Below are 14,411 nucleotides of genomic sequence, written 5' to 3'. Positions count from 1 at the left end.
CTGCTATAACATGCAGTGTTTTTTTATGTATTCATGATGTCCAGGCATTATATCGGCCGAATTCTGAATAACAGATTCAATATTACGTAAGCGTCGCTCAATCTCAGATACAGGTAAACGATCAACTAAAGGATGATAGCTTTTAGGTTGGATCCCTTGCCCTTGCATAACTGCAAGCCAAGAGGTTTCGTTAAATAGTTCATCATCTTGTCTAAATATACGTCCAGTCTCTTGATACATTTCTATCTTTTGTTGAAGTGTTGATGGGATTGACATATTTCGACAATAATCCCAAAAAGGTGAATCATCCCTCTCGGTAACTTTGTAGTGCAATACAATAAAGTCACGGATCCGTTGATATTCTTTCTCGGTTTGTTGATTAAACATATCAATGTCACATTGATGAAACTGCTTGGTTGGAAAGAGTGTCATTAATTTTGCTATAGCTGATTGAATAAGGTGCAACCCTGTAGACTCAAGAGGTTCAACAAAACCTGCAGAAAGCCCAATAGCAATACAGTTTTTATTCCAGCTTTTCTTACGCATTCCCGTAGTCCAACGTAAAATATTTATATCCGCAATAGGCTCTGACTCTAAACCTTTTAATAACACTTCTTTAGCTTCAGCGTCGCTGATAAAGTCACTCGCATAAACATAGCCATTACCCACTCTATGCTGTAAAGGTATGCGCCAACGCCAGCCAACATCTTGTGCTATAGATTGTGTATAAGGCTTAAGATCTTGCGTTGGATCACAAGGAACAGCCACAGCTCTATTACAAGGTAAAAAATGGCTCCAATCATCAAACCCCGTTTTTAGTGCTTGTTCAATTAATAAACCTTTAAAACCAGAACAGTCTATGAAAAGGTCGCCACTTATACATTGTTTATCTTCTAAGAAAACCTCTTTAATAAAACCATTTTCAGCTTTCAACCCTACATCCACAACTTTTCCTACAATACGTTTCACACCTTTTTTTATTGAATAATTTGATAAAAATTTTGCGTATAAGGTCGCGTCAAAATGATAGGCATAATTAATTCTAGCCAAGGGGGAATTTTGCTGTGGTTGTGGATGCATAAATTTGTTCTGATAAGCAGCAACTGCGGCCAAAGAGTACTTAGAAAGATCTTGCCCACCTCCTTCTTGTTGCATCTTCAGCCAGTAATGGTGAAAAGGTAATGCTTCTATGTTTGTTCCATAAGCGCCAAAAGGATGCATATATGAATGATCTTTTTTACGCCAATCAACAAACTCTATTCCTAGCTTAAATGTCGCTTGAGTAAACTCTAAAAATTCTTTTTCATCTACTTCTAAAATACGATTAAATAATTGTATTTGTGGAATAGTTGCTTCACCAACTGAGACAGTCCCTATTTGATCTGACTCTATAAGGGTTATATCGCAATTTTGTGTCCCAAGCACTTTTGATAAAGCTGCGGCAGCCATCCAACCTGCAGAACCTCCGCCTACAATAACAACAGATTTAACTGTATTAGGGATATTTGAATAAGTCATACTTGATTATTCCTTAAAAAAACTGCCAACCAAATAAATGGTGGCAGTTAATAGTTATATTTAATAAGCAAGACTAGTCATTAATAATGGTATATTTTTGAATAAGTAAACCACAAAGACTAGAAAGTACCTTTAACAACAAAACTATATCTTCGGTCATTAACAAACCAGGAACGTGAAGCTTGATTCCCTTCGTTATCTATTTGCATAGATGTGCGACTAACTTCATTAGTTAAGTTATTACCTTGTAAGCCCACCTGAATATTATCGTTGATGTTATAAAATATTGATCCATCAAGCTGCCCGCCAGCTTCACTAAAAATAGGCAGCTGTGTAATAACGTCTTTTGAGGTTAATAGGTACTCTGATCGCCAGTTATAGGCTAAACGTGCAGAAAGACCATTCTTTTCATACATGGCAATGAAATTAAAGTTGTCTTTAGATAAGCCCTCCAAAGGTAGGTTATCAAATGCAACTCCCTCACCTTCTTCTGAATTAGGTTTATCCGGCGATAGCGATGAGTTAGGCGATCCTTCTTCATCAATATAGGTATAGTTAAATTGAACTCCTAAACCACTTAAAGCACCTGGTAAAAAGTCAAAAAATTGTTGGTACGCAATTTCAACACCTTGAACAGAACCTTCTTCACCATTAGTAGCACCATCGACTTGAACGGTTTGGGTTGAACCATTATTAGTAATTTCACGATCAACAGTTCCATTTATAAAGTAATTACTTAGGTCTTTATAAAAGAAAGATGTTGTTAATGAACCAACACCTTCTGCAAAGTACCACTCTATAGCTAAATCATAATTATAAGATTCCATCGGTTTCAAGAATGGATTACCCGATTTAGCAATGTAACGACCTATATTAGATGCTATAACTTGAGGTGGAGTTACACTTTCATCAACAGTTTCTACGCGATCTTCCGTTTGGATCTCAATATAATTACGTAAATTCCCTAAGTCAGGTAATGCAATACCTTCTGAAAAACCAAAGCGCACTAATACATCGTCTGAAACATTTAATTTAATATTTAAGCTCGGCAATACATTGGTATATTTACTCGTGGCGTTTTGTTCAAAAGAAGCATTATTTCCAAAAGCCGCTTGATCAGCAGGTAAAAAGTTATCTCTGTCACTTAAATCACCTGGTGTAGCAGTATTATCGGGAAAAGTAATAAAACCAGCGGTCTCATTCTCTATGCTAACGTAGCGTAGCCCTATGTTACCGCTATAATCCATGTCACCAAATTGACCTTCGAAATTAGCTTTTACATAAATAGCGTTGTTTGTTTCTTTTGTATCATTTATTTCATTTGGTAAAAAAGCACCTATCGTTCCTTCCCTGCTGGCTAACGACCTCCATTCTGCAGTATCTAATTGTGACAAGATTGCTTCAGCATTTGCATAGTCAACAGCAAGTGAGGTTTTAGGAAATAAAAATGCACTTTCTCCCGCAGTATTAAGTACACCACCTCGAGCAAAGTCATCAAAAGATATTTTCTCATATTGATTATTTAAGCTAGCACCTAGTTCATCACCTTCGGCATCAAACCAAGCATTACCACCAGCCCAAGCTTCTGAAAGAACTTTCCAGTTATAGGTAGATTGGCGAGTTATTTGCTCTCTTTCTGCGTGTCTAACACCCACTTTGACAGAACTAATAAAACCATTATCAAAGGTATATTTGCCATCTGTGGTAAAAGCTATTTCATCACCTTCATTGTCTGACGCATGGTCCATAGCGCTTCGCCAAAAATAGCTATGAGGATCAACAAAGTGATCTGCATCACCACTATTAAGTGGATCAACACTGTAACCGGGGTCAAGTAAAGTTACCTCAGCAATATCAGCACCATTTTGGTTGATTCCTACGACAGCACGTGTTGCCCCCATAATTGAAAAATCAACTATTTCAGAAGTAGATTCAACATACTGTAGATCGAAGTTAAATGCCCAAGAGTCATTAGGACGGTACCGAATGTTAAAGGCATAATCATCAACCAAGGCCTCCTGTGTTCGATGACGGGTTATCATTGCATGTTGTGCACCAAACTCACCACTAGGTAGGCGTTCTGCATCATCATTACCACGCCAGCCTGCAGTAGAAGTAATTAAACCTGACTCAAATAAACCTTGTTCAGAAACTTCAAATTCAGTGCCAGATACTGGGATTAAAGATTTAACAACATCATCGTCGGCCATTTCAATTGCATTTTCAGTCCAAGCTAAAGAAGAGTCTGAACGAATATATTGTGCCGTAGCAAGCAAAGTACCACTTTCATTTTCCCATTGTAATGCGCTAGCAAAACCTTCTCTTTTACGATCATCCTGTTTACGCGTTAAACGTACAGTACGAGGACCTTGAATTTGTTGACCATCAACTAAGTTATCTTGTTCTTCATAGCGGCCAATCTGTGTCCCGTCTGATTGTGTTTTTAACTCTGAATTTGAATAGTTAAGTAAAACACCAAAACGTCCTCCTCTTTCTAACGTAAACACATCACTGTATAAGCCAGAAAATGAAGGTGTAGTTTCTTTTCTAAAATCACCATAAGTACCATCAAGAGTGAAAGCTAAAACACGTTTATCTGAATCAAATGGCTTTCGTGTGATTAAGTTAACAGTGCCCGCGATACCACCTTCTATCATGTCGGCTGATTGATTTTTGTAGACCTCAACCCCCCCCATTAATTCAGGTGGTACATCTTGAAAACTTAACCCTCTACCTGAATCTGCCGTGAAAGTATCTCTCCCGTTAAATTCACTACGAGTATGAGTTAAACCACGTACCACAACACCACTGCCTTCAGTACTAAAATGATCAGGATCATTTGCGCCAGCAAAACGTTCAATTGAAACACCCGGTAAACGAACAATTGCCTCTAAAACACTTCGATCAGGTAATGCGCCAATATCTTTTGCTGAAATAGCATCTAAAACGGTATCACCTTCACGCTTCATGTTTTGTGCGTTGATTAAATCTCCGCGAACACCCGTGACTTCAATAACTTCTACTTCATCAGTATTTTGAAGTTCTTCCGCCCAAAGAGATGAACTCATAGGAATAGCCAGCATGGCCGATGCAATAATAGATAATTTAAATTTTCCATTATTTTTACCAGTACGGTTATATAGATATTTTTTATTCATTTTACTCCCCTGTATTACTTTAATTAACACCAAGCAATATCTTTTAGTTAGTTATTGTTTTCTTGTTTTCTTGTTTTTATGTAATTGTCAGGGATATTTTTAATTTGTTTACTAAGAAGTGTCGTCTTATTACCTGTGAATACTCATATTTGAACGTTCAATCTTCACTTTAACTCGTAATCCCCTTTCATTTTGTTGCTTATATTTTTAATCATCAGTTAGCGATATTTGTCGTATTTACTTCCCTAGTTAAGGTTTAAATAAACGCCCTTACATAAAGTTGAACGTTCAAATCTGCTTTATTACATACTCTTTGTCGATGCCTATTTATATCAATTGCTACGCTAACTGAAACTTAAAATAATAATATCCATATAGTGGTTACTAAATATGATTATATCTAAAGAAAATATCTTGTCGGTTTCGGTATCAAGTGTATTGTTAATGAGCTGTACTCCATTAAATATTGAAACTCAAAAACCTCAGGCTCAGTTTTTATTTCAAAATGAACATCTTTCTATAGAGCAAAGAGTTGATGATCTAGTTGCTCAAATGACTCTAGAGGAGAAAGTTGCACAACTTTTTGATAAAGCAAAAGCCATTAAACGCTTAAACGTGCCTGAGTATAATTGGTGGAATGAATCATTACATGGTGTTGCAAGAGCAGGAACCGCGACAGTGTTCCCTCAAGCTATTGGTTTGGCTGCAACCTTCGATGAAGATTTACTACTAAGAGTTGGTACTGCAATATCAGATGAAGGCAGAGCAAAACATCATGCTTTTTTAGCTGAAAATAATAGGTCTATGTATACAGGACTTACCTATTGGTCACCGAACATTAATATTTTTAGAGATCCAAGATGGGGAAGAGGACAAGAAACTTATGGAGAAGATCCTTATTTAACAACTCGTATAGCAGTAAATTTTGTTAACGGTTTACAAGGTAACAATGACAAATATTTAAAGTCAGTAGCAACGTTAAAACATTACGCGGTTCATAGTGGTCCTGAAATATCTCGTCATAGTGATGATTACACCGCATCAGCTAAAGATTTAGCAGAAACTTATCTGCCAGCATTCAAGAATGTAATTAAAGAAACCAACGTTGCATCCGTTATGTGTGCCTACAACAGCATTAATGGTACTCCTGCCTGTGGTAATAATGAGTTAATACAAAATAAATTAAGAGGTGAATTTAGCTTTAATGGCTACATTGTTTCAGATTGCGGAGCCATTGCAGATTTTTATGATAGAAATTCCCATAATATTGTCGCAACCGAATCAGAAGCGGCAGGTATGGCATTAAAAACAGGAACAGATTTAAATTGTGGTGATCATCACGGTAATACCTATAGTTATTTAACTGAAGCGGTTAAGAAAGGTTTAATAAATGAAGATGATATTAATATTGCAGTAAAACGTTTATTTAAGGCACGCTTTAAGCTTGGAATGTTTGATAAACCAGAACATGTACCTTTCTCGAATATCCCTCTAAGTATTGTGGGTTCAAAAAAGCATTTAGCTCTCACTCAGGAAGCTGCTGAAAAATCTCTAGTACTTTTAAAAAACAACAAGCTTTTACCGCTTAAAGGTAATGAAAAAATAGCATTAATAGGTCCTAATGCTGACAACCAGACAGTATTGCTTGGCAACTATCATGGAACACCTGTAGCTCCAATAACACCAAAACAAGCTTTAGAAGAACGTTTAGGTAAATCGAATGTAACTTATACTGCAGGAACAAGTTTAACAGGAGAAATATATACACATTATCAAACGATCCCATCACAACATTTTTTTCATATTGATCACTCAGGTAAACAACAACCAGGCCTAATTGCTGAATACTACCCTGACAGTCATTTTGAGAGGCAACCAGTTAAAAGGCAAATTGACGACAATTTAGACTTCAATTGGACACGATCTCCAATTAATGATTCTTTAGAGCAAGAGTTTGGAGTTAAGTGGCACGGACAATTAAAACCTACAAAAACAGCAAAATATCACTTCAAAGCTAAAAACCTTGTTTTTACTTTAAACGGTAAAGTAATAAATGATGAAATAGAGCTTGATAAGAATCACACTTATGATTTTACCGCACAAGCAACATTCAAACACTTTTGGCATTCAAATGTTATTGAAACAAGTGCTAGTTTATCTTGGTTAAGGGACCCTCAAAATTTATCTGAAAATGCTATAAATGCAGCTAAAGCATCTGATGTTGTTGTATTTATAGGGGGGATTAGTTCTAACTTGGAAGGTGAAGAAATGCCTCTCGAATTAGATGGATTTTCTCATGGTGATAGAACACATATTAATTTACCCAAAAATCAATTGAAGCTACTTAAACAGTTAAAAGAAATAGGTAAACCTATTGTTCTGGTAAATATGAGTGGTGGAGCTATGGCATTGAACTGGGAAAATGAAAATCTTGATGCCATTGTACAAGCTTTTTACCCTGGAGAAGCGACAGGAACAGCATTAACTCGTTTATTATACGGAGATTTTAGCCCTTCAGGTAAGTTACCTATCACATTTTATAAATCGGTAGATGACTTACCCGACTTTACTAATTATACAATGAAAAATAGAACCTATAAGTATTATAAAGGCGATGTCTTATATCCGTTTGGTTATGGGTTAAGTTACGCAGAAGTCCAATACAAAAATACAAATTATAAACTAAACCGAATATCAGGGAACTTAGAGTTAAATACAACAATTAGTAATTTGAGTGACTTTGAAAGTACTGAAGTGGTTCAAGTATATTTAAATATGCCTGATGCTCCTATAGAAACACCTCAGCAACAATTAGTGAGCTTTAGCCGTATCAAACTTATGCCGAATTCAACAAAAACAGTCGAACAAATCATACCTAAAGAAAAACTAACTTATATAAATAAACAAGGAAAAACACTGAAATACCAAGGTAAGCTAATTGTAACGGTTGCTGCTGGACAAGGAATAAAAACATCAGAAAATAAATATATTAAAACAGAAGTTACATTACCTTAATAAATTTGAGAATAAAAAAAATGAATAATAGCTCAATTGAATCATCAAAAAATATACTATCGGCCTCGACAGTAAAACCAAAAGAAGAAAACCTCCTACAAATATTCTTTATTGCGTGTGTAGCCACAATAGGTGGATTTTTGTTTGGCTTTGATAGCGGCGTAATTAATGGAACAGTAGATGGATTAAAACTCGCCTTTAGTTCAGACAGCATGGGAACAGGTTTTAATGTAGCAAGTATGCTATTAGGTTGTGCTTTGGGGGCTTTTATTGCTGGACGTAGTGCTGATAAATACGGAAGAAAAAGTATATTAATGGTAACTGCTCTGTTTTTTGTTATGAGTGCTTGGGGTTCAGGTATAGCAAGCTCATCATTGGAGTTTGTTATCTACCGTTTAATTGGAGGCCTAGCAGTAGGAGCAGCCTCGGTATTAGCACCTGCATATATAAGTGAAATAGCGCCACCACGCCTAAGAGGTATGCTAACGTCAATTCAACAGGTCGCTATTATTTTAGGTTTGTTTAGTTCATTTTTAAGTAATTATTTTCTAGTCAAAATTTCAGGAGGATCAACATCTGAATTATGGTTAGGTTTTCATACATGGCGTTGGATGTTTTGGATTGAATTAATACCTGCGATATTATTTCTAGTTACATTATTTTTTATTCCTGAAAGCCCAAGATATTTAGCAATAAAAAATAAAAAAGATAAAGGTATTAATGTATTAACACGCTTATTTGGTGCTAAAGCAGCTATAACTATGTGGAGTGATATTCGAGCTTCAATAGGTAATGATCATACACCTAAGATATCTGACATATTTAAAACAAATACTCATAAATTAAAACCTATTATTTGGGTAGGTATTGGCCTTGCTGTTTTACAGCAATTAGCTGGTATTAACGTTGTTTTTTATTACGGCGCGATTTTATGGCAAGCGGTTGGATTTTCAGAGTCTGACGCGCTTTTGATTAACATAATAAGTGGTGGTGTTAGTATTCTTGCATGCTTTATTACTTTATCCCTAATAGATAAAGTAGGCAGAAAACCATTTTTGTTAATTGGTTCTGTAGGCATGAGCTTTTCACTTCTGGGGTTAGTTACAGCGTTCGCTAATGGAACACTTGATAGCCAAGGTCAATTACAGCTGGGTGATTGGGGATTTACTGCCTTACTGCAAGCGAATTTATATGTATTCTTTTTTAACCTTTCATGGGGGCCCGTTATGTGGGTTATGTTAGGAGAAATGTTTCCAAATAAAATAAGAGGTTCAGGCCTAGCTGTAGCCGGTTTAGCTCAATGGTTAGCAAACTTTATTATTACAATGACGTTTCCTTTATTGCTCGCAAGTGCTGGATTAGCAATAACCTATTCTTTTTATACTTTCTTTGCGCTTATTTCTATTCTATTTGTTTTGTGGTTTGTAATAGAAACTAAAGGTAAAAAATTAGAACAAATGTAAGAACCATCCCTCCCAAAGCAAAAAATGCGACCACTGTGATACATAGGTCGCATTTTTTATGAATTGATAAAGGTTATCTGCTCATCAACAAGCTATGAAACCTACTGAATAATAGATACAGGTTCTGTTTCTTGAGCTTTACCTTGGTTAATAGCAATTTCTACACGACGATTTTTACGTCGATTTAAAGCATTTGTATTGGGTACTAAAGGTTTAGCATCTGCATGACCGGCAACAATAATTCGGCTTTGATCAAATTCAGGCACTTTTATTATCTCATGAGCAATAGCTACCGCACGTTTACTTGATAAGTCCCAATTAGAAGTAAATAACTCCGAACTAATACCTTGATTGTCGGTATGACCTGAAATCATTATTTCACCGGGAATAGTCATGAGTAACTCACCAATCTCTCGAATAATCGGTCTAAACTGAGGCTGTAAAAACGCTGAACCTGATGGAAACGAACCATTTTCTCTTATACGAATAATAATTTGTTGTCCTAGAGACTCTAATTCTATGGCACCATCTTGAATTTGCTTATCAAGCTGATCTGCAATTTTCTTGATTAGGTCATTTGTTTTTTCTTGAGAGGCTTGTTGTGCATCTTCCGCTGCTTGAACAATTTCTTGAGCTGCTTGTTCATTTGCTGTGCTCTGGGACTGACCACCCCGTTGCGCTCCGCGTTGCTCTTGACGTCCACCCGCAGAAGTTTCATCACCCGCCTGAAACTCTAGCATTTGCTGAGTCATTTCTACGGTTTGTTGTTGAATAACTTCAATAGGTGTTGGTTCTGGTTTACCCGGTCTAAATTCTTGAGCAATGATACTAGTACCTTTAGGAATATCTTTAACTTCAATTTTGTTTTGTACACCAAAAGCAAACTTCATAGAGCCTGCAATTTGTTTAAACTTTAAAACATCCATTTCTGAAAAAGATAAAAGTAAAACGAAAAAGCACATAAGCAACGACATTAAGTCGGCGAATGTTCCCATCCAGGCGGGGAGCCCGGGAGGTGGACATTTACATTCTTCTTCCATTTTAGCCTCCCTTACTCTTCATTCGTATCGACGGCACGCTTACCTTCAGCAATATAGTTCTTTAATAGCCCTTCAATAACACGAGGGTTTTGACCATCTTGAATACCTAAAACAGCATCAAGGATCAATTGCCTGTTCATTTTCTCTTCTTCAAGTCTTAGTTTTAATTTATTAGCGATTGGAATGGCAATTACGTTTGCTAAGAAGGCTCCATATAAGGTTGTTAAAAGTGCTACCGCCATTGCAGGACCGATGGCTTTTGGGTCATCCATATTTGAAAGCATGGCAACTAAACCGATAAGTGTACCGATCATGCCCATTGCTGGCGCTACATCTGCTAACGCCATCATCATGCCTATACCTCTTTCATGACGTTCACTCGTAAGTGAAATATCTTTTTGTAAAGTAGCACGCACAACATCTGCATCATGACCATCAACCAGCATATCTACGCCTTTTTGCATAAAAGCGTTAGTAATTTCTGCTTCTTCTAAAGCTAAAAATCCGCCCTTACGTGCTGCATCTGCCATTTCTACAGATTTTTCAATAAGTTCTTCAGGAGTTTCAAGTTTGAATAGGAAGGCTTTACCACAAATTTTTCCGATTCCGAAAAATTGCCCCATATTATAATTTGATAATACAACAAAGAGGGAGCCACAAAAAACAATCAATATAGATTGAGTATCAACAAACATGCTGATATCACCACCTAATATCATCGCCATAACAATAAAACCAATGGCGCCAACCATCCCAACCAGCGTAGCTAAATCCACAAAATGCTCCTGTTTACATGTTTATCGTTGTGCTTTATAAATAATAATACAATAACGATCGGGGTTACGCGAATACTTATATTTATGTTATCGCCACTAATCTCAATAACTTAACTTCTTTTCAGTAAAAGATAACAATCAATTAATAAATCGACGCTAATTGACCAAAATGTTAAGCTAAGGTACCTTTGCGCCTATCTATTAAATGTAGCAGTAAAAAAATAATGGCTAGAAAAAAAATTGAAAATTTAAGCTTTGAAGAATCACTTAATGAATTAGAAGAAATTGTTCAAAATTTAGAACAAGGTGAGCTAAGTCTGGAAGATTCGATGAATTTATTTGAGCGTGGTTTAAATCTTAGCCAAGCTAGCCAAACAAAGCTACAGGATGCCGAACAAAAAATCCAAATATTGCTCGATAAAAATAATCCGGAGCAAGCCCTTTCAACATTTGAATTAACACAGGACGATAGCTAAGTGGGTCAGTTACCTCAATTAGATGAATACCAACAACGTGTTAATCAATTTCTTACCAATAAATTAGATCAGTTAGCGTGTAACGACGAGCGTTTATTAGAAGCCATGCGTTATGGCTTACTTATTGGCGGCAAACGCATGCGCCCTTATCTAGCTTATATTACAGGAACAAGTGTAGGGGCAAAGTTAGAAGATATTGACGGCATAGCTGCTGCATTGGAATGTATTCATGCTTATTCATTATTACATGATGATTTACCAGCGATGGATGATGACGATTTAAGACGTGGTAAACCAACCTGTCATAAAGCTTTTGATGAAGCGACAGCAATATTAGCGGGCGACAGTTTACAAACTTTAGCTTTTGATATTTTATCCAACCATCATTTTTCAGAGCATTTACAAAGTAAGCGTATTGGCTTTGTGCAACAACTTGTTAATGCCTCTGGTTATCAAGGAATGTGCGGTGGACAGGCACTTGATTTAGCAGCTACAGATCATTCAATACCTTTAGATGCTTTACAACATTTGCATTCATTAAAAACAGGAGCGTTAATTGAAGCTTCAGTATTAATGGCTGCTGACTGTAGTAGTACAGTTTCTGTAGAAGAAAAAGCACAATTAAAAACTTTCGCACAACTTGTAGGTTTAGCTTACCAAGTAAGAGATGATATTATTGATATAACATCAAGCGAAGAAGAGTTAGGAAAACCAGCAGGTTCAGACCTAGCCGCAAATAAAAGTACATATCCAGCTTTGCTTGGTTTAGAAGGTGCTCAGCAAAAAGCTGACGACTTATACCAACAAGCACTTCAAGCTTTGTCTACTTTGCCTTACAATACCCAATGTTTAGCTGATTTTGCGACTTTCATTGTAAAGCGCACTAGCTAGTTCACTGTATAAATTTTAATAAGAATAACCGATAACACATGACAATTGATCTAACTGACTACCCACTTTTATCAAACATTAATACACCTGAAGATTTAAGGTTATTAGGTAAAAGCAAACTCACTCAAGCGAGTGAAGAATTACGTCGATACTTACTCAATTCAGTTAGTAAAAGTAGTGGCCATTTCGCTTCAGGTTTAGGTACAATAGAGCTTACGGTAGCTTTACATTTTGTGTACAACACACCTTTTGATCAATTGATCTGGGATGTGGGTCATCAAGCTTATCCTCATAAAATTCTAACCGGTCGACGCGACCAACTACATACCATTAGACAAAAAGATGGCTTGCATCCTTTTCCATGGCGCGAAGAAAGCGAATACGATGTATTAAGTGTGGGTCATTCAAGTACTTCTATATCTGCTGCATTGGGTATGGCTGTTGCAGCTGAAAAAGAAGCTAAAAATAGAAAAGTTGTTGCTGTAATTGGTGATGGTGCTATGACCGCAGGTATGGCATTTGAAGCATTAAATCATGGCGGCGATATTAACAAAGATATGCTTGTTGTACTTAATGACAATGAGATGTCTATATCTGAAAACGTAGGCGCTCTTAATAATCACTTAGCTAAAATGCTTTCGGGAAATCTATATACAGGGCTTCGTGAAGGAAGTAAGCGCATACTTAAGAACATCCCTCCGATAAAAGAGTTAGCTAGTCGTGCTGAAGAGCATATAAAAGGCATGGTTGTCCCTAGCACCTTTTTCGAAGAACTTGGTTTCAATTATATTGGCCCGATAGATGGTCATGATGTTAATGGATTAGTTGATACCATTTCTAATATGCGCAATTTAAAAGGCCCTCAGCTTTTACATATTGCCACTAAAAAAGGTAAAGGCTACGAAGCGGCTGAACAAGATCCAATAAAGTATCATGCTGTACCTAAGTTTAACCCAGAAGAAACTACACTACCCAAAAGTAAAGCGAGCTTACCTACCTACTCTAAAATTTTTGGTGATTGGTTATGTAACACCGCAGAAATTGATCCAAAGTTAACAGCTATAACTCCAGCAATGCGTGAAGGTTCTGGTATGGTTGAGTTTAGTCAGCGTTTTCCAGATCAATATTATGATGTTGCCATTGCTGAACAACATGCAGTAACTTTTGCTGCAGGTTTAGCTATTGGTGGCTATAACCCTGTTGTTGCTATTTATTCTAGCTTTTTACAACGTGGTTATGATCAACTTATTCATGATGTAGCCATTCAAAACTTACCCGTAATGTTTGCTATTGATCGCGCTGGTATTGTTGGCGCTGACGGAGCTACGCATCAAGGTGCATTCGACTTAAGCTTTTTAAGATGTATACCTAATATGGTGATCATGGCGCCATCTGATGAACGTGAATGTGTGCTTATGTTAAATACAGGTCATCAACATACAGGCCCAGCTGCAGTTAGATATCCTAGAGGGTCGGGTAATGATGCTGAGTTACCATCTATATCAGAAACCATAGAAATGGGTAAAGGTATTGTTAAACAACAAGGTAAAGACATCGCTATTTTAAGCTTTGGTACTTTATTACAAGAAGCTAACACCGTAGCAGAATCACTTAACACTACATTAGTTGATATGCGTTTTGTTAAACCTTTAGATGAAGCCTTAATTGAAGAATTAGCGAACAACCATACTTGTATAATAACGCTAGAAGATAATGCTATTGCTGGTGGCGCAGGCTCTGCTGTAAATGAGTTTATCCTTAGTAAAGGCATCGCCATTAAAATATTAAATATTGGCCTACCTGATGCTTTCATTAAACATGGAACGCAAGACGAAATACATCAAGAGCTAGGGCTAAATAGCGAAGGAATATTAGATAAAATTAATCACTTCCTTAACTTATAATTCATCATATTTAGCTAGAATATAAAACTTTCTATATTCTAGCTTTTCATAACACACGTTTACTCGCCCCCTTCCTGTAAAGTCTTAACTTAATTGATCCAAATTTATACTGCTGAAAAACCACTAGCCTTATAACTAACCTGAACTTGGGATAAGTTACTTTTAATTTA

At 36.5% G+C, this 14,411-nt stretch carries 9 protein-coding genes; 5 read left to right on the top strand and 4 right to left on the bottom strand.

Translation table 11 applies throughout. The features are described from left to right. Window positions 1–3 precede the first annotated feature (3 nt). Together Q5N69_RS11345 and Q5N69_RS11340 are read right to left on the bottom strand one after the other, a co-directional pair. Complete coding sequence (locus Q5N69_RS11345; RefSeq protein ID WP_304369036.1) at window positions 4–1,518, bottom strand: tryptophan halogenase family protein; 1,515 nt, start codon at window positions 1,516–1,518, stop codon at window positions 4–6. 119 nt (window positions 1,519–1,637) lie between these two features. Beyond that, complete coding sequence (locus Q5N69_RS11340; protein ID WP_304369035.1) at window positions 1,638–4,676, bottom strand: TonB-dependent receptor; 3,039 nt, start codon at window positions 4,674–4,676, stop codon at window positions 1,638–1,640. Window positions 4,677–5,066: 390 nt separating this feature from the next. On the opposite strand from Q5N69_RS11340, the gene Q5N69_RS11335 reads away from it, so the two are divergent. Then, window positions 5,067–7,691, top strand: coding sequence for a glycoside hydrolase family 3 C-terminal domain-containing protein (locus tag Q5N69_RS11335; RefSeq protein ID WP_304369034.1), 2,625 nt, complete (start codon window positions 5,067–5,069; stop codon window positions 7,689–7,691). Between the two features lie 20 nt (window positions 7,692–7,711). Continuing rightward, window positions 7,712–9,154, top strand: a complete 1,443-nt coding sequence (locus Q5N69_RS11330) for a sugar porter family MFS transporter (RefSeq protein ID WP_304369032.1) — start codon at window positions 7,712–7,714, stop codon at window positions 9,152–9,154. Window positions 9,155–9,255: 101 nt separating this feature from the next. Here the strand turns inward: Q5N69_RS11330 and Q5N69_RS11325 are convergent, their stop codons facing one another. Next, entirely contained in the window at window positions 9,256–10,194 is a 939-nt protein-coding gene (locus Q5N69_RS11325) for a flagellar motor protein MotB (protein ID WP_304369031.1), read from the bottom strand. A gap of 11 nt (window positions 10,195–10,205) precedes the next feature. After that, a complete protein-coding gene (gene pomA, locus Q5N69_RS11320; protein ID WP_304369030.1) occupies window positions 10,206–10,970 on the bottom strand; it encodes a flagellar motor protein PomA in 765 nt (254 codons plus the stop codon). Between the two features lie 224 nt (window positions 10,971–11,194). On the opposite strand from pomA, the gene Q5N69_RS11315 reads away from it, so the two are divergent. The 3 genes from Q5N69_RS11315 to dxs are packed head-to-tail and all read left to right on the top strand — an operon-like array spanning window position 11,195 to window position 14,241. Next, window positions 11,195–11,446, top strand: coding sequence for an exodeoxyribonuclease VII small subunit (locus Q5N69_RS11315; RefSeq protein ID WP_304369029.1), 252 nt, complete (start codon window positions 11,195–11,197; stop codon window positions 11,444–11,446). Continuing rightward, window positions 11,447–12,337 (top strand): (2E,6E)-farnesyl diphosphate synthase, encoded by an 891-nt coding sequence (gene ispA / locus Q5N69_RS11310; RefSeq protein WP_304369028.1) that lies wholly within the window; start codon window positions 11,447–11,449, stop codon window positions 12,335–12,337. A gap of 38 nt (window positions 12,338–12,375) precedes the next feature. Further along, on the top strand, window positions 12,376–14,241 hold the full coding sequence (gene dxs, locus Q5N69_RS11305; protein ID WP_304369027.1) for a 1-deoxy-D-xylulose-5-phosphate synthase: 1,866 nt from the start codon (window positions 12,376–12,378) through the stop codon (window positions 14,239–14,241). Window positions 14,242–14,411 lie beyond the last annotated feature (170 nt).

This window comes from Pseudocolwellia sp. AS88 (assembly GCF_030551755.1).
Lineage (GTDB): Bacteria > Pseudomonadota > Gammaproteobacteria > Enterobacterales > Alteromonadaceae > Pseudocolwellia.
Note: the sequence above shows the minus strand (reverse complement) of the source record. Positions and strands in the feature narration are given on the sequence as shown.

Coding starts and splice junctions, on each gene's coding strand:
- Q5N69_RS11335 (WP_304369034.1), top strand. CDS start 5,067: ATGATTATATCTAAAGAAAATATCTTGTCGGTTTCGGTATCAAGTGTA.
- Q5N69_RS11330 (WP_304369032.1), top strand. CDS start 7,712: ATGAATAATAGCTCAATTGAATCATCAAAAAATATACTATCGGCCTCG.
- Q5N69_RS11345 (WP_304369036.1), bottom strand. CDS start 1,518: ATGACTTATTCAAATATCCCTAATACAGTTAAATCTGTTGTTATTGTA.
- dxs (WP_304369027.1), top strand. CDS start 12,376: ATGACAATTGATCTAACTGACTACCCACTTTTATCAAACATTAATACA.
- Q5N69_RS11315 (WP_304369029.1), top strand. CDS start 11,195: ATGGCTAGAAAAAAAATTGAAAATTTAAGCTTTGAAGAATCACTTAAT.
- Q5N69_RS11340 (WP_304369035.1), bottom strand. CDS start 4,676: ATGAATAAAAAATATCTATATAACCGTACTGGTAAAAATAATGGAAAA.
- Q5N69_RS11325 (WP_304369031.1), bottom strand. CDS start 10,194: ATGGAAGAAGAATGTAAATGTCCACCTCCCGGGCTCCCCGCCTGGATG.